The sequence below is a fragment of the Chryseobacterium cucumeris genome, from assembly GCF_016775705.1.
In the GTDB taxonomy this organism is placed as follows: domain Bacteria; phylum Bacteroidota; class Bacteroidia; order Flavobacteriales; family Weeksellaceae; genus Chryseobacterium; species Chryseobacterium cupriresistens.
This window is the reverse complement of the sequence record NZ_CP068760.1, coordinates 339,426-358,042: the sequence shown is the minus strand read 5'-3', so window position 1 is coordinate 358,042 and position 18,617 is coordinate 339,426. Positions and strand designations below refer to the sequence as shown.

Sequence of the window (18,617 nt, the reverse complement as noted above, 5' to 3'; positions counted from 1 at the left end):
AAATAAATATCATGTAACGTGTGTAATGTTTTGCCAAAGGTATTTATTAACTTTGTTAGAGGCTAATAGATAATCTTCTAAAATATACCGAAAACTACTAAAACAAAAACGATGAAAGTATGTGGACAAAATATCAGGAAAATACGTAGGAGCAAAGATCTTACGCAGGAATATATGGCCTTTGAAATGGGCATTTCCCAAAAGGCATATTCCGATATTGAGAATTCCAAGGTGAAGATCAACCTGGAAATACTGACTAAAATATCTGATATTTTAGAAATCAAGCCATCTGACATCTGCAGTATTTCGCATAAGTGCGGAAACGATGAATATGAAGATAAATACCAAAGTCTGTTGGAATACATGAAAAAGAATAATATTTCCGTTCCGAAAGAATTTTTATAAACCTTAATTGCTTAGATAATTTCTTAAGAATGATCTCTTTTCAAAAAATAGAAAGAGATCATTTTTTTTGATCTGAATGAGATGTTAAATATTAATGTTGACGGGCTAAAATAGAATCTTAACTACAATCGTTAAAACTATTTTTGTAACTGCATTCCGAACTTTATCTAGAATGATGTAAAAAGAAAATATACGGATGAGACCGAATTCTCAATTTACCCCTGAGAATGTGAATTTCTCTGAAAAGTTTTTATATATTTAGCGACCGAATAATTCATTTAATGAGCAACGAAAATAAAACAGGACAAAACGAGACTTTAGTTAGAGGATTAACAAATCGACATATACAATTAATTGCCCTTGGTGGAGCCATCGGAACAGGGTTATTTCTGGGAATCGGACCGGCAGCAGTACTGGCTGGACCGTCCGTAATTTTAGGCTATGCTTTAGCAGGTATTATTGCCTTTTTTATTATGCGTCAGCTGGGTGAAATGGTCGTTCAGGAACCCGTTTCGGGAAGTTTTAGCTACTTTGCCTACAAATATTGGGGGAATTTTCCGGGATTTGCTTCCGGATGGAACTACTGGATTCTCTATATTCTGGTGAGTATGGCAGAACTTACGGCAATCGGACATTACATCCATTTTTGGTGGCCGGAAATACCACTCTGGGTTTCCAGTTTATTCTTCTTTGTGGTAATCAATGCGCTTAATCTGGCATCCGTAAAAGTTTACGGAGAAACAGAATTTTGGTTTTCCATTATCAAAGTGGTGGCTATTATTGCGATGATTATTTTCGGAGTCTATCTTTTGATAAGTGGGACAGGAGGAGAAAAAGCGACAATTACCAATCTGTGGAATGACGGAGGTTTTTTTCCAAAAGGATTATTTAACAAAACAGAAAACGGATATTCAGGACTATTTGCAGCCATGGCAATGATCATGTTCTCATTCGGAGGACTTGAGCTTATCGGAATTACCGCGGCAGAGGCTAAAAATCCGGAGAAAACGATTCCACAGGCAACCAATCAGGTGATCTACAGAATCCTTATTTTCTATGTAGGAGCGTTGGTTATTTTATTTTCTTTAAGTCCCTGGAGAGATATTACAGAAGGATCCAGCCCGTTTGTAATGGTATTTCAAAATCTGAATGGTCTCGAATTCAGCCTTTTTGGGAAAGTGATTCAGTTTAATACATTAATAGCGAATGTTCTTAACCTGATCGTTCTGACAGCAGCGTTGTCAGTGTACAACAGCAGTGTTTACAGCAACAGCAGAATGCTTTTCGGATTGGCTCAGCAGGGAAATGCTCCGAAATTCCTGAAAAAACTGAACAAAAACTCAGTTCCCACCAATGCGATCATTATATCTTCATGCTTCGCAGGAATCTGTATTATAATCAATAAACTGGTACCGGAGAAAGCCTTTGAATATTTGATGGCTTTAGTTGTATCTACACTGATCATCAACTGGCTGATGATATGCTACACCCATTTAAAGTTCAAAAAATCAATAAATGCAGAAGGAATACATTCAAAATTCCCATCTATATTTTATCCGGTATCCAACTATATCTGTATTGCATTTTTAATTCTGATTTTAGGGTTAATGAGTATTACAGGTATGGAAATTCAGGTAATTCTGATCCCGATATGGATTGGCTTTTTGTTCGTGATGTATAAATTATATAAACCGAATTAAATAGTAAAGACATTTAAAAATATGTTTTTGGAAAGGTGAAAATTACAAGATTTTCACCTTTTTTGTTTCTGAAAATTTTTAGCGATACTTTCTAAGTGAAGGAGAAATGCAACATTCATTGAGTGAGTACTTCGTATTTTCGCTTATTTTTCATATATTAGTAAGACGTTATATTTCAAATTCAGGTGAAAATTATAATCTGTTTGTGATATCTGCGGAGAAGCCGAAAACCGTTACAAAAAAGTAGGCATGACCAAAAAACACTCTTATGGCCAATTTATTTCAAACTTTTACCAATACCGTAAAGCACTGGTACATCCCGTTAATCTTCGGAATTCTTTTCCTTATTTGTGGTTTTTATGTATTCAGTGTGCCGCTGGCAACGTATGTTACACTCTCCATCTTTTTCAGTGTTTCATTCTTATTTTCAGGAATTACAGAAATATTTTTTTCCTTACAGAACAGCAAATCCCTACAGGGTTGGGGCTGGTTTCTAGTGAGTGGATTATTAACCACTGCAATAGGAATTTATCTTATCGCAAATCCTCAGATTTCTATGGCAGTACTTCCTTTTGTCATCGGATTTACTTTGCTGTTCCGTTCATTTCAATTACTGGGTTTTGCATTTGATCTGAAAAGCATGAGGATAATGAGCTGGGGAAATGTTGCTCTTGCCAGTGTGGGGGGCATTATATTTTCCCTGCTGCTGATTTTCAATCCGGTATTTACGGGAATTTCATTAGTTACCCTTACCGGTGTTTCCTTTATTTTTATGGGAATAGCTTCCATTATGCTGGCTTTAGACTTAAGAAAAGTCAAAAAAATTCCAGGGAAAGTAAGCCAGGAATTAAGGGATAGAATCAAATCGATACAGGAAGAAATTGATGAGCTCAAAAAATAATACATATTTACATGATAAACAAAAGAAGACCTCAAATAGAGGTCTTTTTTTAATCAAGCAAAATATCTTAAAGCTCCAGAATCCACTTCTGAAGTTCAGTGTTTGAGGGTAGCTTCAGTTTTTTCTTAAGTCTGTATCTTTTTGTTTCTATTCCCCGCAAACTAATGTTTTCATATTGGCAGATTTCTTTATTCGTAAGATTTAATCTGATATATGCACTGAATTTTACATCATGCTCTGTAAGTTCGGGGGTATGGGTAATTAATTTTTCATAAAATTCAGGATACACTTCTTTAAAACGCATCAGAAACAAGGGACTTCTGTTCTCCATCAGCTGTATAATTTCATCAAATGAATCATTTACTTTCGATTTAAGAACATCCGTTTCAAGAATCTTCTTTTCAATAATTTTATCTTTTTTAAGTTCTTTTTGAATATAGATTTTTCGGATAAAATAGAATACTATTAAAAATATGACGATAATAACCAGAGCTATTGCATAAAATGTCTTTCTATCTTTTTCTTTTTCTTCTTTATTTAATTCTACCAATGTATTCACAGCAAGATTTACAGCTTCTTTTTCATTGTTGTTGAGACTGTCGTTAAGAGCTGTGTATTGCCTTAAATAGTCATTTGATTTTTCAATTTCATTGAGGGATTTGTAGACACTGGAAATGGTGTCATAAACGGTAAGTAATGCCGTTTTGTTTTTTGTTTGTTTGAAGAAATCAATGGTTTTTAAATAATATTCTAATGCTTTCTTTTGATCACCTTTTACATTATAAAGATCTCCATAACTAAATAAAGCGATCCCTTTTTCAGTTCTTCTTGCAGTACTGAAGCTGTGCATGGCCTTATTCATATAGAATTCTGCTGAATCCAGGTGTTTTTTTTGGGCTATAAAGCCATCAGCGATCCTCGTATAAGTAAGTATTCCGGGGTTAACAGCCAGCATTTTTTTCTCTATATGCTGTAAAGAATCCTGATTTTTCATCCTTACAAAATTCGCACGCTTCCAAGAATAATTATAAAACAGAATGGCTTTTCTCTGACGTTCGTCAGTGAGCTTTTTAATATAATATTCCGCTTTGTTGAATGCAGCATTAGATTGTTCTAGTAATCCCAGTTGAGTATAATTTTTACCATACTCATTATATAAATTTCCTATCAGAAGAGGAGAACTGATATTTTTAAGTTCCTTTTTAGCTTTGTCAAGATATTCCAGACTTTCTTTATATCTGCTGAAATTGCATAATATGCCGCCAATATTCGTGTATACCATAATGATTCCTTTGGTGTCACCATTCGCTTCATATTGGGTAAGAGCCTTGGTATTATATTTTAAAGCACCTTCGAAATCACCTTTACTTTTATATTCCCATGTTGTTTTTATAGGTTCAGGCTGAAAAGAATAGTCTTGAGCATCAAAAAATGCAGAGAAAGAAAAGAAAATCAGGTATAATGTTTTAATTCTAAAATTGGGGAACATATTTTTTAAAATTATTAAAACAAAAATAACTTTTTTATGAATATGTTTTAAAAAATTAAGCAATAACAAAAATTTTTACCTGGAATATTCATAAAAGATACACTTCAAAAATACTCCATTGAATATATAAAATGTTGTTTTTTAATTCATTGAGTTGTGAAGTATTTTTGAAGTAATAATCAGGGTACATAATATTGATACATTTACTACGAAAATTTTTTTCATTCTTAAGTGTTTGTGTTTTGGGCGGGGATAGTAATGTCCCTGCCTTTTAAGGATAAAGCCATTGAAGTTACAGAGCTTTATAATTTCCTTCTTTATCTCTGAATTTTGTTCATGAAGAGCTAATAATTCACTTTTTTTACTTGCTTCAAAGTTACTTCATGTTGATTGTAATTTGTTGTTTTTAAGTTAGTTGTGTTTTGACGTGTCTTTGATGTAGAATTTTTTTTATTTGCAGGCAGTAAGTTTGCATCATCTAATTCGAACGTTGGAAAATTTCAGACCGGTCATATTTTTCAGTACGATTCTAAATGCACACAAGAAAAAAAATTAACATCAAACCTTTTTTAAAACGTAAACAAATGAAAAAAATAATCATTTCATCAGGAATGCTTTTCTCAAATTTATTCTTCTCTCAGGTAGGGATAAATACTCCAAATCCTCAAGGCTCTTTTCATGTGGATGGTGGCAAAGATAATGTTTCAACAGGAGTTCCAACTACAGCTCAGCAGGCTAATGATTTTACAGTGCTCAGTAACGGAAATGTCGGAGTAGGAACAGTAAACCCTACCAATAAATTGGATATCCGCTCTACAGCCAATGGAGCTCTAAAAATTGTCGATGGAACACAGGGAAATGCCAAAGTTTTAACATCAGACGCGAATGGTGTTGCAACATGGAAGGACCTTCCTGCAAATACTAATATTTACAATTCAAACGGAACACTTACAGGATCCCGTACAGTAGCTCAGGGAACCAGTTCTTTAGCCTTTACAAGTACTGCTACCGCAGGAACCAATCACTTTTCAGTGGATGGAAGTACATTTTCGGTAGATGCAGTTACCAACAGAGTGGGTATAGGAACAACAACTCCTAAGAATATGTTGGATTTGGGAAGCGGTAACGGAAAAAAACTGGCATTATGGAACAGTGCCGCAGGAGATGATTTTTATGGATTGGGAAATGCTGCTAATGTATTACAGTTGTTTGCAGGAGCTCCGGCTGCAGGAGACCCGTTAATGACTTTGAATAAAAATGGCAGAGTAGGTATTGGTACAACGGCGCCCACAAATGTGCTGGATGTTCGTTCCTCAACGAATGGTGCATTGAAAATTGTAGATGGTACACAAGGGGCCAATAAAATATTAACTTCTGATGCCAATGGAGTGGCAACATGGCAGAGAGCTGCATCAAATGTTGCTGTAGGAACATTGGGTGGAGGGTATGATGTACCATTTTCTCAATTTTCTGATTTTAGATATACAGGTTCTTCCATTACTTTACCTCCGGGAAGATGGATGGTTACCATTTCATTATTATTAATACCGCAGGGAACAATTACAGCAAGTGACTGGATGTTTGTAAGAAGTACTTTCTCAGAAGCAAATCTTACAACCATTGGACAAACAGGCACTCAGTCAGCAGATGTCATAAGACCTACTTTAATGAGTTTTCAATTGGAAGGACCATTTAATGGTGGACAAAAATATAGTGTTGCTACGGGTACAGTACAAATTAATAATACATCCGGGACAACCAAAACGTATAGATATATTGTAGGGAATACTCAGGCTAGTGGTACTGTGACAGGGGCCGGATTGGGTAAAGTGGGAGGAGTATGGTCTGAAAATGCGATTTATGCTGTTGCAGTAAATTAATATAAAAGGATATCAGGTTCAGGATATTTTATATTTATCAGATGGTATAAAGTGCAATTAATGCCTTAAACTACTTTTTTTCAAGGTGTTTTGGGAAAAAGTAGTTTTTATTGTTTTACTATTTTTCCTGACAGATACAAAGAATATACCCGTGTACAAAACAGAATATTAGAAATATTAACAATAAGAGCTTTAGAGTGAAAAGAAACACTGGATTGTCAGATATAATACTTTGCGTTAATACCGTTGCAATGTTTGTATTTTTAGTCCCTCTGGTGGCAGCAATATTTTTTAATGCCAGCGAATTTTTGCTTTGTATTTCGATTTTTTTAATCCTTATTGAAATTGAATTTCTTATTCTCGGCTTTATTCCGATCTGGAAACTGTTGTTTATTTTAAAGAGAAATATCACGAATCAGCAGATTAAACATTCTAGTTTCTTAATCTCTCTTCCTTTTATTCTTATAGGTGTGTATATGACAGTTTGTTCTGCATCAATTTTTTACCAGGAAATAGGTGCAGTGTTCAAGGATTATAGGGCTGGAATCTTTACCTATCAGGGAGAACTCCTGATTTGGATGACGTACAACAAAGATACTAACCCTGCAGAATTTACAGCCGAAATTATTTTGAGGTGTTTTATCGCGGGTTTATGGGGACTATTATTAGAAGTTGGAATATTGATTATAACGGTAACCTCTGTTTTTATAATAAGACCCGATTTTCGAAAAAATTAAAACAATACACTATGGACTTCCCAAAATATAAAATACTACCTCTTGAGATCTGGAGTTGCTATAGCGTAGGTCTATTGTAAATTATAATTGTTGCGTTGTGAATATTATTTATATCGCAAGTTTTTTATGTTAATTTAATATTATAAATGATTAAAAAGTGTAAATTTGGTTTTAATATATGTTTATTTGAATGAAAAGCATAAATAAATGTATTGAATTAAATACTCAAATTACACCATTTTAAATCTTAAAAAATGAAAAAAAATTTAATCTCTTTGGCAATGATATTGTTTTCTGTCATTGGGTTTTCACAGGTAGGGATAAATACATCAAACCCTCAAGGCATGCTCCATGTAGATGGGGCAAAAGATAATCCTGCAACCGGTGTTCCTAATGACGTACAACAAGCCAATGACTTCACAGTAACCTCGGCAGGAAATGTAGGTATCGGTAATCTCACACCCTTATCGAATCTCCATATAAAAAATAAGGGAACAGCCACAGGTATTGGAGGAGGTGAAGCTACCAATACGGGATTGCTGATAGAAAATCCTATCGCCAATAACTCCTTATTATCGATCTTAAGAACTACGGGAACTACGGGAGTAAAACAGGCAGTAATGGGTATAAATCCTAATTTCAACGGGAATAACGGGGTATTTATTATTTCCCGTATTCCTGGGGGAAGTGATTGGGCAATGGATCTAACCCTGGGTAATATAGGTGTTGCTACCAATACTCCTACCAATACCTTGGATGTTGCCGGTAGTACCAGAGTAAGAACCATAGATGTAGCTGCAGGCGCTACCCTTATTACGCCGGTATATTCAGACGCAAATGGTGTCCTGAATAAAGCTGTTGATAACATTTATGGAACGGTTATTAATAACACCGTTACCATAGCACCAGGTGCTACAAATACTTTGATTGCAGGACTTGCCAATAATGCGGTATATAAAGCTGTGGTCAATGTCAGCAATACTTGTGGGCGTATTGGTATTGCAGAGTATTACGTCACTAATAATGCTCTTAACAATTCTTTCTCTATTAAAGGAATGGATGGAAGTTTAAACACTGACACCACCGATAAAGCGCCTGCTTTTACTGAAGTAAACAGATATACAACATCAGTTGTTTGGTCAGGCATTCCAAATTGTGCTGCAGGAGGTACTAACATTGCATTTAATTATACATTAACAATGCCCACAGCCGGAACAATAGATCTTACTAACAATGGAGATGCAAGCTTACAGTATAAAGTGATCCTTACAAGACTTTTTTAGTTTTTACAGAATATAAAAGTACAGCATGCTATTATAAAAAAAGACCTCAATGAAAGGTCTTTTTTATGCGATCTGATATAATGCTTTTGTAAAAGAAGTAAATGCTTGATTTTGAGATGTATTGTCTTTCTTTAGAAGAATAGAAAACTCCCGTTAAAAGATGGGAGCTTTTATTATTAAAAATAGAGTAAAGGTCCAGAATCCACTTCCAAAATTCGTACTAAGTAAGGCAAACATCTGCTTTTATTTCTTTATTAATTTTAACGATTGTCTGTCTCTTTTTTTAGTCTCAAACTGAATAATGTAATTCCCTTTTTCTAATTTCTGAATATTGATTTGTTCATTGAATATTGAAGAACCGCTCTGAATTTTTTTCCCGGACATATCAACAATACTGTACTCAAAACTTTTATTACCCTCTTTTTTATATTGTATGGTAATATGATCCCTGGCCGGATTAGGATGAAGGGTAAAAGTATTATGATCTTTTGCAGAAATATCATCCACCCCAAGGAAACCACTGTTAAACTTTGTCAGAAAAGATTTGGAGCCATGTGTTACACTGCCGCCGGAATAAGCAAGAACAAGTGAGCCGTCATTTAAATTAAATAACTTTTTAATATAGTCAGCTCTTAGCGATGTAGTCGGAGGTGCGGCCATAAAATATTGAAAGCCCGCAGTTGATGTAGTATAATCTACAGTTCCGTTAGCATTCAGTCTTGTTACAAATAATTGTGCAATAAGATTCGGGGTACCATTATACATATTCGTTATACCTCCTGTCACTATTATTTTTGAATTGGGCAATACGGTAATCTGGCCCAATGACAATTGCTTTGCAGTGGTAAAGCTATAATCAGGTGTTCTTCCATTATTGGAAAATCCGGAAACAGAGGCGCCATCTGAAATTTGAATTTTAGATAAAAAGAAAGTCCCCCCATATATCGTATTTTTACTATGCAGTAATAAAATAGAATTATCAGTATAATTATATTCAAAATTTCTGGCAACAGAACCTTGCGTATTAGGAATAAAAACAGAACCATTAGTACCAAATGTAGAATCGTACGTGCCGTCAGGCAGTCTTCTTTCGATATAAGAATCTTCTGTGTAGGTTAATGTATTGGTTTTGGTTCCCGCCATTACCAGTTTCCCATCATTCTGAATATAAAACTTTTTGGGATAAAATGTATTAAGCAATAATTTTCCATTGGTTCCGAAATTGTTATCAATGACTCCGTTGGAATCTACTTTTACCATATAAGAACCCATGTTGGAAATAAGAAGGTAACTGTTTCCATTCTGATCTACTGCAAAATCATCTGCTGTACCGTTTTGACTTACAGATTGAGTGGTAAAACCATTGGTGCCAAAGCTGGTGTCCAGAGATCCGTCCAGGTTAATTCTGGTTAAAAACCAATCATATAAGCTGTGGGTTGGAGTAGCATTTACCCTTCCATAAATCAATATTTTATTATTATTTAAAATAATTTTTTTGATAGATTCGCTTTTATCCAATGAATTGCTGCCCATATCATAATCCTTTTCTCCGAAGGAGCTATCAAGAATTCCGCTTTGGTTTACCTTTCTTATGGTGATAGAGCCTGTGGAAGTTGCAGTAATGAATTGGCCATCCGGAAGTATCACCACATCTGATGTTTCTCTGAAATTATCATACATGCAATATCCGCCATTTCCAAAAGTAGTGTCCAAACTGAAGCTTTGCGCATTCAAAAAAATGGTGAAAATAGAAAATAATAAGAAATAGTGTTTTTTCATAGCTATAGTTTTAAATTGTTTATTCTGATTTCACTCAGAAATAAAAGATGATAATAAAAACAAAAACCATCCTTAAAAAAGGATGGTTTGTAGACTCACAGGGATTCGAACCCCAGATGACTGAACCAAAATCAGTAGTGTTACCGCTACACCATGAGTCTCTGTTTGTTTTAGTGGTGCAAATTTACAGCTTTTTTCTTTATATACAAGAACTTTTTGAATTTTTTTTTAAATTTACTGTAGAATTTATTTACGGAAAACATGCTGATAGACTTCAATAATCTCAATATTAATCAATTATCATTCTCTGCAGAATTTGAAAAGAAAGTAAAAGATTTTCTGGAAGAATGGTTTTCAAAAAAAACAGGAGTAAATGTCCAGACTTCGGGTTCTACCGGAGTACCCAAAATCTTTGAAATTGAAAAAAAGAAAATGGTCAATTCAGCAGTGATGACCTGTAATTTTTTAGGATTAAAAGAAGGCGATACGGCATTACTTTGCCTGCCTGTAGAATACATTTCCGGAAAAATGATGGTTGTCCGTTCTATAGAAAGAAAATTACAATTAAAAGTTACTGATCCTTCTTTAAAGCCTCTTGAAAATCTGAATGAAGAAGTAGATTTTTGTGCCATGACGCCTCTTCAGGTAGAAAACTCACTGGAAAAGCTTCATCTGATTAAAAACCTGATCATTGGTGGTGCTGCCGTTTCAGAAAGTCTGAAAAATAAAATCCGGCATATGAACCTTAGTCCTTCAAACCGTATTTTTGAAACCTATGGAATGTCTGAGACCCTTTCTCATATCGGATTGAAACAATTAATGCCGGAACAGGAAGAGTATTTTACCGTTTTTGAAAATGTGTCCATTTCTTTAGATGACAGAGGTTGTCTGAAGATCTTTGCTCCCAATGTAAATGCTTCAGAGTTGCAAACTAATGATTTAGTTGAGATTAAGAGTAAAAAACAGTTTAAATTCCTTGGAAGAATTGATAATGTGATTAATTCCGGAGGAGCAAAAATTTTTCCTGAAGCCCTGGAAGCCCTGGTAAAAAAAGAACTCCCAAATGAGGCCATATTTGCAGGGTTGCCGGATGAAAGTTTGGGCCAGAAATTGATATTGATTATAGAAGGAAATGAATCTGATGAGGTAAAAAGGAAAGTTTCAGAAATACCATTTGAAAAAAAATTCCACAGGCCGAAAGACATTATTTTCATCAGAGAAATTCCGAGAACTCCCAACGGGAAGGTAAACAGATTGGAATTGTATAAAAATTTAACTGGAGATCTCTAGTTGATTCCGGTATCTCAAAATCTTAAAAAAATGAAAGATTTTTCAAAAGAACTCAGTTTCAAAACTTCCCGCAGCAGCGGTGCAGGAGGACAAAACGTCAATAAAGTGGAGACTGCCGTTACCGTACTTTGGAAAGTAGATGCATCAGAATTTTTTAATGAAGACGAAAAAGTATTGATTCAGCTTAAACTGAAAAACAGGATCAATGCGGACGGTTTTTTATTCCTCTCAGTTTCTGAAAGCAGAACACAACTGATGAATAAAAATAAAGCCATTGAAAAAATAATTGAAATGGTAAACAAAGCACTCATTGTTCCGAAAAAAAGAACAGCAACCAAGCCTTCAAAAGGTCAGAAACAAACAAGACTGGATAATAAGAAAAAGCTTTCAGATAAAAAAGAAAGCAGACGTTTCAGGTTTTAATAGGTTTCTCCGGTAGAAAATTTTATTTTTGCCGGAAATTTTAAAACCATGATAAAAAAAATAATCGTAGCTGGAGTGTTCTCAATCTCCATCATGTCTTTCGCTCAGAAATTTTCTATCAGACCTTCCATAGGATATGCATGGAGAACTGCAAAGACAATTCCCGGCCTTAGCAAAGAAGAAAAAGAATATGTAAAAGACCTGAAAAATGGAATGAACTTTGATATTGCAGCCCATTATGAAGTGAAAAATGGTCTAGGATTCGGAGTGAAATATTCCAACTACAGTGCATCTAGCGACGGATTTCTGCTTGGTTATGTAAATGGAATGCCAGTATCTGTTCCTGTAACGACAAAGGATCATATTACATTTTTCGGTTTCTCCGGACTTATTTCAAATAATCATCTGGATACAAGACATAAGGTATTTGCAGATGTGGCGTTGGGAGTACTATCTTATACTACAAAAACAGGATCTGTAAAAGGTACAGGAAGTACTTTCGGGGCAGAAGTTGATCTTGGATATCAATATCAGGTAAGCAAGAATTTTATGATAGGGCCAAAAGTAGGATTAAGTGGCGGAACCCTGAATAAAATGAAGTATAACGGGGTGACTTATAAATTTGATGATGATCAAAAAGAAGGTTTGCACAGAGTTTCTTTAAGTGCAGCCGCTACATTCCGTTTTTAAGCCGTATATTTGTTAGAATTAATAATAATTGATAATGACAGCAACAATTTTTTTATCTGCAGAACACCGCCGGTCAGGATTGCTGCTGTCTTTACTTTATCTTCATACAGATTCTTTTCTGAAAAGTTCCAAGGACTTCATTATCTAAGCCCTGTCAGGATCCAAGGCAGGGACTCATTTAGAACTTTATGTATTGTTTTTTGCAGTTTTCTATAGAAGAAGGCTGTTGTACGCCTGGCTTCTACATTGGATCGTCAGAGAACAACTGTATTTTAAATTAAAAAATTGAAGAAAATGTCTAATCATATTATTGTAACCACCGGAATTTATGATGCCATAAAAGATACACTGAGAAGAAAAAAAGTAAGCATCGAAGAAGAAAAAAGATTGACCGAAGAGCTCAGAAAAGCAAAACAGGTCCTGAGAAGAGATCTTCCTGCTGATATTGTCACAGTTGATAGAAAAGTAACATTAAAAGACCATACCCTTGGTTTTGAACATGAATACATTTTCGTACCCTCCACAAAACAAAAGCTTAAAAAGAACAAACACTCCATTCTGTCTGATATTGCTCTTGCAGTAGTAGGGTATAAGGTAGGAGATGTTATCAGCTGGCCTTTCAGAGACGGAGAAAGAAAAATCGAAATTCTGAAAGTGGAAACCTGGGAAGGATAAATCTTTGATGAATAATATTAAGTTGATTGTTAGTGAAAGCGTGGCTCATTTGGGTCGCGCTTTTTTATAAATTTTTATTGTTGGAAAACGCAAAGTCGCAAATTTTTTGACATGGCTCCTACTTTAAGGGCGCAAGGATTTTATCTTCGATAAAATTTTATACTGTACAATTTATTTTTTATCACATGCTGATTTTTCGGATAATATAAAATAAAAATCTGTGCAATTTGTGCAAAAATGATGCTTTCCCTTGCTGAAAATCTTCGATTTTCTTGGGCCTTAAAATATTCACAAAGTTTTAAAACCCTTTGCCCTTGCATTTTCCAACCTATACCTTCCCAATTTAACAAATGATAAAAAAAGACTCCTCTGTTATACTTTCTTCAAGTGCTTTCGCTGCATTCCGTTTTTAAGTTTTATCTTTGCAAAAATTAAAAAAATGAGCAAACCGATAACTGAATTCATAGAAAAGTATTACCTGCACTTCAACGCAGCTGCATTGGTGGATGCTTCTAAAGGATATGTTGCACATCTTAAAGATGGCGGAAAAATGATGATTACTTTGGCAGGAGCAATGTCTACTGCTGAATTAGGGAAGATTCTTGCTGAAATGATCCGTCAGGGAAAAGTAGATTTTATCTCTTGTACAGGGGCTAACCTTGAAGAAGATTTAATGAACCTTGTAGCACACTCTCACTATGAAAGAGTTCCTCATTATAGAGATTTAACGGCTCAGGATGAGTGGGATCTTTTGGAAAGAGGTCTGAACAGAGTTACAGATACTTGTATCCCTGAAGAAGAAGCTTTCAGAAGATTACAAAAACATATCGTAGAGATCTGGAAAGACGCTGAAGCTAAGGGAGAAAGATATTTCCCTCACGAATTCATGTACAAAATGATCCTTTCAGGAGTATTGGAGCAGTATTATGAAATTCCTAGAGAAAACTCATGGATGATTGCTGCTGCAGAAGCTAATTTACCAATCGTAGTTCCGGGATGGGAAGATTCTACAATGGGTAACATCTTCGCTTCTTACTGCATCAAAGGAGAGCTTAAGCCTACGACAATGAAATCTGGGATCGAATATATGACTTACCTTGCTGACTGGTATACTAAAAACTCAGGAGGAAAAGGAGTTGGATTCTTCCAGATTGGTGGAGGTATTGCAGGTGATTTCCCAATTTGTGTAGTTCCGATGTTGTATCAGGATATGGAAATGCATGACATTCCTTTCTGGTCTTATTTCTGCCAGATTTCTGACTCTACTACCTCTTACGGTTCATATTCTGGAGCAGTTCCAAATGAGAAGATCACTTGGGGTAAACTGGATATCACTACACCGAAATTTATCGTTGAAAGTGATGCGACTATCTGTGCGCCATTGATGTTCTCTTATATCTTGGAAAACGCTTAAGAAAAACATCTCACTGGAGATTATAATATCAGCGCTTCAATTGATTTGAAGCGCTTTTTGTTTTAGGATGTAAAAATAGAATTGTTTTGAAAACTAAAAATAATTTGAACCATTAAGATTATTTAAGTTTTAAAGGGCATTAAGAGAAATAGCTAAAGCTATTTTATTTATCCGCATGCTTTACTTTTCATCAAAGATGAAACTAATTATTCTTCCCATCTTCATTTTTCTTAATGGCTAAAAAATAGTATAAAGTATTCCCACAGATTACACGAATTGAACAGATTTTTACGATCTGCAAAATCTGCGGGAGATAAAACTATGTCGTATGAAATTTTATCGGAGATAAAATCCTCGCGCCTTACAACACATAGTATTAAAATAATTTTGCGCCTTTGCGTTTTCCCAAAAATATACATAAACATTTGTGAAAATCTGCGCGATCTGCAGGAAAATAAAAATCAATCCAAAGAATTCACCAGCACAAAATAACGATACGCCAGAATTCCCTTTTCTATCTTAGTAAGATGATTAGGATCTTTCTTACTCAACTTCGGAAGTATTTTTTTATTAATGGCATTCAACAGCCTGAAAAATGATTTTTTCATATCTTTATCTTTTAATGAAACATCATTGAGATGAAAAGAGTTCAAAAATGATGCAAAAAGAGAACCGACTTAAAATAATCATTTTGATATGGACGAAATTTTCAAACAACAGGTATACGAAGTGGCAAGACTTATTCCCAAAGGAAGAGTATCTACTTACGGCGCCATAGCAAAAGCTGTTGGTTATCCTAATCATTCCAGACATGTAGGAAAAGCGATGGGAGGATGTCCGAAAGATGTTCCTGCACACCGCGTGATTTCAAGCTCAGGAGTATTATCTGTCCCCGAATTTCAGCCAAAGCTGGAAGCAGAAGGAATCATTGTTGAAAACCTCAGAATAAAGAATTTCAAAAAACTGTTCTGGGATCCGTTGGAGGAATTGTAAATTTCAAAGAATTCTTTTAATGCAAAGTTTCTATTTATAAACTCTAATATTTTTAAGGGAGCAAAGAAGAAATCAATTTCATTGATTCTTTCTAAGCAAACGTATCATTCATCATAAAGCTTCATCAGTGACAAAGTCGCAACTCTTCGCTTCCTGAAATAAAACATAAGGATCATCAATCCTTGGCGTTAAAAAAGCGCTCACCTCAAAAACCTCCGTAAAAAAATGTCACTCCATACATTAATATGAAGTGACATCAATATTTTCTACAGTTTGAAACTGTATTATTTTCTTCCTCTTGGGAGATCTTTTAGTTCTTCTTTCAGCTTTTCGTTCTCCTCTTTTAATAGAGCAATATAGTTTTGAAGGTTTTTAATGATGTCGCCAGGGATATTATCATAATTATTTTGGTTACTGATAACTCCTGCAGATCTATCATTAAATACAGGATGATCATTATTAACAACTACTGTAGCTTCCTCTTCTTCATAAATGTCCTCAATGGGTACATCCAGAAAACGGGCAAGTTTATCCCACTCATCTTTTACGATCCTCACATCACCGCTTTCTTTTCTGCTGTAATTAGATACATCTGTTGCGATAAAATCAGCTACCTGTTGTTGAGTATAACCTTTTTGCTTTCTGATGAGACGTAATTTTTCTTTTTGCATGACCGACATTTTATACAAAAATGGCAAAAAAGGAGAAGCTATACAATAAAAAGTAGAAAAAAATAGGTGCTAAAGAATAAAATTAAAGATAAAATGAAACTAAATTTAAAAACAGAAGGGTTATCTGATTTAATTGTTGAAAATTTTCTTTCAGAATAACTTCTGATAAGAGAAAGATTTAAACCTTACAGGTTTCTAAAAACTGTAAGGTTTGGATTATCTATTTACAATTTATACTTTTTAAACAAAAAAGACTGCTTCAAAATGAAACAGTCTCTTGTAAATTATTTTTCAAGCTGCTTATAGCTTCTCTGTATAAAATCTGTCAGGTCTTTTCCTTTCAGTAAGTTTTGTGAAAGCTTGGCAAGATCAAGAGCATATTTGATTAAGCTTTCTTTTTCTTCAGCATTCTCAGTCTTTAAGATCTGGCTGGAAAGCTCACTGTTGGAGTTCACCACAAGATTATACATCTCCGGGAAACCTCCCATTCCGAACATACCGCCTCCGCCTGTAGCCTGCATTTCCTTCATTCTTCTCATGAATTCAGGCTGGGTAATCGTGAACGGAGCATCACTGCTGTCAAGATCTTCAAGCTGTACCGTAAATTTAGAATCCTTTATCGCCTCTTCTACATTCTTTTTCAAAGATTCTTTTTCGGTTTCATTCAGTTTTGAAATTACCGGTTCATCTTTTTTGATAAGGTTATTAACATGATCGGCATCTACTCTCGCAAATGAAATATTTTCTTTTGAAGTTTCCAGTTTCTGGATCACGTGTGAAATGATAGGAGAATCCAATAGCAGAACTTCATATCCTTTATCTTTTGCAGACTGGATGTAGCTGTGCTGCTCATCAGCATTGGTAGCATACAGGATAACCAGTTTGTTGTCTTTATCAGTTTGTATTGGCTTGATTTTCTCTACCAGTTCATCCCAAAGGAAATATTTACCGTCTGTTGTAGGATATAAAGTGAATTTGTCTGCTTTTTCAGCAAATTTTTCTTCTGTAATGATTCCGTATTCGATTACAACCTTGATATCATTCCATTTTTTTTCATAATCTTCACGGTTTTCGTTGATTAAAGAAGCCATTTTGTCGGCAACTTTTTTCGTGATGTAAGATGAAATTTTCTTTACAGCACCGTCTGCCTGAAGATAAGAACGGGAAACGTTCAATGGGATATCCGGAGAATCAATTACACCTCTCAGCAACATCAGGAAGTCTGGAACAATCCCTTTTACTTCATCCGTTACAAATACCTGGTTTTGATATAACTGAATTTTATCTTTATCAATATTCAGATTATTGCTCAATTTCGGGAAAAATAAAATTCCGGTAAGGTTGAAAGGATAATCAACATTCAGGTGGATGTTGAATAACGGTTCTTCAAACTGCATTGGGTACAGTTCATGATAGAACTTCATATAATCCTCGTTGGTCAGTTCACTTGGAGCGATGGTCCATGCCGGAACCGGATTGTTGATGATATTGTCTACCTCTTCTGTTTCAGCTACGGCATCCTCAGGAGCATCTTCCGGTAAAGGAAGTGTATGTGTTTTTGTCCCGAATTTAATCGGAACAGGCATAAATTTGTTATACTTTAATAGCAGTTCACGGATTTTTCCTTCTTCCAGAAACTCTACGGAATCTTCAGCAATATGGAGGATGATTTCCGTTCCTCTGTCTGTTTTATCAGTAGTTTCTTCAAGCGTGAATTCCGGGCTTCCGTCACAGATCCAACGTACTGCCGGCTCATCTTTATAAGATTTTGTAAGGATTTCCACCTTTTCAGCCACCATGAAAGCAGAGTAAAATCCAAGACCGAAATGTCCGATAATCCCGGAATCTTTTGCAGAATCCTTATATTTTTCCAAAAACTCTTCAGCGCCTGAAAAAGCAACCTGGTTGATATATTTTTCAACTTCTTCGCCGGTCATACCAATTCCCTGGTCGATGATGCGTAATGTTTTCTGGTCTTTATCAATTTTAACTTCAAGTTTTGGATTTCCATATTCCACTTTTGCCTCACCAATGCTTGTCAGGTGTTTTAATTTTAAAGTAGCATCCGTTGCATTGGAGATCAATTCTCTCAAGAATATTTCGTGGTCACTGTAAAGAAATTTTTTAATAAGCGGGAAAATGTTTTCCACAGATACATTAATATTTCCTTTAGTCATCATATTTTAGATTTTTAATTTAAAATTCTTTCTCAAAAAAAATACCATGCAGGAGAAAGTGACAGAATGTCATTTTTTCAAACTGAAAAGATCTTGTTATATGGATTTGT

The 18,617-nt window shown here is 34.9% G+C and carries 17 protein-coding genes and 1 tRNA gene; 12 read left to right on the top strand and 6 right to left on the bottom strand.

Annotated elements, in window-relative coordinates:
* The first annotated feature begins 111 nt into the window (after window positions 1-111).
* The 3 genes from JNG87_RS01665 to JNG87_RS01655 all read left to right on the top strand — a co-directional run bounded on the left by JNG87_RS01665 (window position 112) and on the right by JNG87_RS01655 (window position 3,006).
* The gene (locus JNG87_RS01665) at window positions 112-405 is read left to right on the top strand and encodes a helix-turn-helix domain-containing protein (protein WP_202841343.1); all 294 of its coding nucleotides are present in this window, start codon (window positions 112-114) and stop codon (window positions 403-405) included.
* Between the two features lie 281 nt (window positions 406-686).
* The gene (locus JNG87_RS01660; RefSeq protein WP_110008126.1) at window positions 687-2,105 is read left to right on the top strand and encodes an amino acid permease; all 1,419 of its coding nucleotides are present in this window, start codon (window positions 687-689) and stop codon (window positions 2,103-2,105) included.
* A 268-nt stretch (window positions 2,106-2,373) separates the two neighbouring features.
* On the top strand, window positions 2,374-3,006 hold the full coding sequence (locus JNG87_RS01655; protein ID WP_202841341.1) for an HdeD family acid-resistance protein: 633 nt from the start codon (window positions 2,374-2,376) through the stop codon (window positions 3,004-3,006).
* A gap of 67 nt (window positions 3,007-3,073) precedes the next feature.
* Here JNG87_RS01655 and JNG87_RS01650 read toward each other — a convergent pair whose 3' ends face one another.
* The gene (locus JNG87_RS01650) at window positions 3,074-4,495 is read right to left on the bottom strand and encodes a tetratricopeptide repeat protein (protein WP_202841339.1); all 1,422 of its coding nucleotides are present in this window, start codon (window positions 4,493-4,495) and stop codon (window positions 3,074-3,076) included.
* A 584-nt stretch (window positions 4,496-5,079) separates the two neighbouring features.
* Here JNG87_RS01650 and JNG87_RS01645 point away from each other — a divergent pair.
* From JNG87_RS01645 to JNG87_RS01635, 3 genes are all read left to right on the top strand, one after another.
* Window positions 5,080-6,375, top strand: coding sequence for a hypothetical protein (locus tag JNG87_RS01645; RefSeq protein WP_202841337.1), 1,296 nt, complete (start codon window positions 5,080-5,082; stop codon window positions 6,373-6,375).
* 197 nt (window positions 6,376-6,572) lie between these two features.
* Window positions 6,573-7,112 carry a hypothetical protein gene (locus tag JNG87_RS01640; RefSeq protein ID WP_202841336.1) on the top strand — a complete coding sequence of 180 codons (540 nt, stop codon included), beginning with the start codon at window positions 6,573-6,575 and terminating at the stop codon, window positions 7,110-7,112.
* 254 nt (window positions 7,113-7,366) lie between these two features.
* Window positions 7,367-8,395, top strand: a complete 1,029-nt coding sequence (locus JNG87_RS01635; protein ID WP_202841335.1) for a hypothetical protein — start codon at window positions 7,367-7,369, stop codon at window positions 8,393-8,395.
* A gap of 243 nt (window positions 8,396-8,638) precedes the next feature.
* Here the strand turns inward: JNG87_RS01635 and JNG87_RS01630 are convergent, their stop codons facing one another.
* The gene (locus tag JNG87_RS01630) at window positions 8,639-10,174 is read right to left on the bottom strand and encodes a T9SS type A sorting domain-containing protein (RefSeq protein WP_202841334.1); all 1,536 of its coding nucleotides are present in this window, start codon (window positions 10,172-10,174) and stop codon (window positions 8,639-8,641) included.
* A 90-nt stretch (window positions 10,175-10,264) separates the two neighbouring features.
* Window positions 10,265-10,335: transfer RNA gene (locus JNG87_RS01625), tRNA-Gln, on the bottom strand.
* A gap of 100 nt (window positions 10,336-10,435) precedes the next feature.
* Between JNG87_RS01625 and JNG87_RS01620 the strand changes: the two genes are divergently transcribed.
* The 5 genes from JNG87_RS01620 to JNG87_RS01600 all read left to right on the top strand — a co-directional run bounded on the left by JNG87_RS01620 (window position 10,436) and on the right by JNG87_RS01600 (window position 14,666).
* Window positions 10,436-11,464: an AMP-binding protein gene (locus JNG87_RS01620; RefSeq protein WP_202841333.1), complete on the top strand. Its 1,029-nt coding sequence runs from the start codon at window positions 10,436-10,438 to the stop codon at window positions 11,462-11,464.
* A 30-nt stretch (window positions 11,465-11,494) separates the two neighbouring features.
* Entirely contained in the window at window positions 11,495-11,887 is a 393-nt protein-coding gene (gene arfB, locus JNG87_RS01615; protein ID WP_202841332.1) for an alternative ribosome rescue aminoacyl-tRNA hydrolase ArfB, read from the top strand.
* A gap of 48 nt (window positions 11,888-11,935) precedes the next feature.
* A complete protein-coding gene (locus JNG87_RS01610) occupies window positions 11,936-12,577 on the top strand; it encodes a hypothetical protein (protein ID WP_202841331.1) in 642 nt (213 codons plus the stop codon).
* A 294-nt stretch (window positions 12,578-12,871) separates the two neighbouring features.
* On the top strand, window positions 12,872-13,252 hold the full coding sequence (locus tag JNG87_RS01605) for a GreA/GreB family elongation factor (RefSeq protein ID WP_202841330.1): 381 nt from the start codon (window positions 12,872-12,874) through the stop codon (window positions 13,250-13,252).
* A 439-nt stretch (window positions 13,253-13,691) separates the two neighbouring features.
* On the top strand, window positions 13,692-14,666 hold the full coding sequence (locus tag JNG87_RS01600) for a deoxyhypusine synthase family protein (RefSeq protein WP_002976594.1): 975 nt from the start codon (window positions 13,692-13,694) through the stop codon (window positions 14,664-14,666).
* Between the two features lie 461 nt (window positions 14,667-15,127).
* Here JNG87_RS01600 and JNG87_RS01595 read toward each other — a convergent pair whose 3' ends face one another.
* A complete protein-coding gene (locus tag JNG87_RS01595; protein ID WP_202841328.1) occupies window positions 15,128-15,274 on the bottom strand; it encodes a hypothetical protein in 147 nt (48 codons plus the stop codon).
* A gap of 88 nt (window positions 15,275-15,362) precedes the next feature.
* On the opposite strand from JNG87_RS01595, the gene JNG87_RS01590 reads away from it, so the two are divergent.
* Window positions 15,363-15,659, top strand: a complete 297-nt coding sequence (locus tag JNG87_RS01590) for an MGMT family protein (protein ID WP_110008117.1) — start codon at window positions 15,363-15,365, stop codon at window positions 15,657-15,659.
* Window positions 15,660-15,943: 284 nt separating this feature from the next.
* Here JNG87_RS01590 and JNG87_RS01585 read toward each other — a convergent pair whose 3' ends face one another.
* Both JNG87_RS01585 and htpG read right to left on the bottom strand, forming a co-directional pair.
* A complete protein-coding gene (locus tag JNG87_RS01585) occupies window positions 15,944-16,330 on the bottom strand; it encodes a helix-turn-helix transcriptional regulator (RefSeq protein WP_110008116.1) in 387 nt (128 codons plus the stop codon).
* Between the two features lie 284 nt (window positions 16,331-16,614).
* On the bottom strand, window positions 16,615-18,507 hold the full coding sequence (gene htpG / locus JNG87_RS01580; RefSeq protein ID WP_202844160.1) for a molecular chaperone HtpG: 1,893 nt from the start codon (window positions 18,505-18,507) through the stop codon (window positions 16,615-16,617).
* Window positions 18,508-18,617 lie beyond the last annotated feature (110 nt).

Excerpts from the sequence above, each read along its gene's own strand:
- JNG87_RS01645 (WP_202841337.1), top strand. The coding sequence starts at position 5,080 with ATGAAAAAAATAATCATTTCATCAGGAATGCTTTTCTCAAATTTATTC.
- JNG87_RS01595 (WP_202841328.1), bottom strand. The coding sequence starts at position 15,274 with ATGAAAAAATCATTTTTCAGGCTGTTGAATGCCATTAATAAAAAAATA.
- JNG87_RS01600 (WP_002976594.1), top strand. The coding sequence starts at position 13,692 with ATGAGCAAACCGATAACTGAATTCATAGAAAAGTATTACCTGCACTTC.
- JNG87_RS01585 (WP_110008116.1), bottom strand. The coding sequence starts at position 16,330 with ATGCAAAAAGAAAAATTACGTCTCATCAGAAAGCAAAAAGGTTATACT.
- htpG (WP_202844160.1), bottom strand. The coding sequence starts at position 18,507 with ATGACTAAAGGAAATATTAATGTATCTGTGGAAAACATTTTCCCGCTT.
- JNG87_RS01655 (WP_202841341.1), top strand. The coding sequence starts at position 2,374 with ATGGCCAATTTATTTCAAACTTTTACCAATACCGTAAAGCACTGGTAC.
- JNG87_RS01620 (WP_202841333.1), top strand. The coding sequence starts at position 10,436 with ATGCTGATAGACTTCAATAATCTCAATATTAATCAATTATCATTCTCT.
- JNG87_RS01605 (WP_202841330.1), top strand. The coding sequence starts at position 12,872 with ATGTCTAATCATATTATTGTAACCACCGGAATTTATGATGCCATAAAA.
- JNG87_RS01610 (WP_202841331.1), top strand. The coding sequence starts at position 11,936 with ATGATAAAAAAAATAATCGTAGCTGGAGTGTTCTCAATCTCCATCATG.
- JNG87_RS01665 (WP_202841343.1), top strand. The coding sequence starts at position 112 with ATGAAAGTATGTGGACAAAATATCAGGAAAATACGTAGGAGCAAAGAT.
- JNG87_RS01630 (WP_202841334.1), bottom strand. The coding sequence starts at position 10,174 with ATGAAAAAACACTATTTCTTATTATTTTCTATTTTCACCATTTTTTTG.
- arfB (WP_202841332.1), top strand. The coding sequence starts at position 11,495 with ATGAAAGATTTTTCAAAAGAACTCAGTTTCAAAACTTCCCGCAGCAGC.
- JNG87_RS01635 (WP_202841335.1), top strand. The coding sequence starts at position 7,367 with ATGAAAAAAAATTTAATCTCTTTGGCAATGATATTGTTTTCTGTCATT.
- JNG87_RS01650 (WP_202841339.1), bottom strand. The coding sequence starts at position 4,495 with ATGTTCCCCAATTTTAGAATTAAAACATTATACCTGATTTTCTTTTCT.
- JNG87_RS01660 (WP_110008126.1), top strand. The coding sequence starts at position 687 with ATGAGCAACGAAAATAAAACAGGACAAAACGAGACTTTAGTTAGAGGA.
- JNG87_RS01590 (WP_110008117.1), top strand. The coding sequence starts at position 15,363 with ATGGACGAAATTTTCAAACAACAGGTATACGAAGTGGCAAGACTTATT.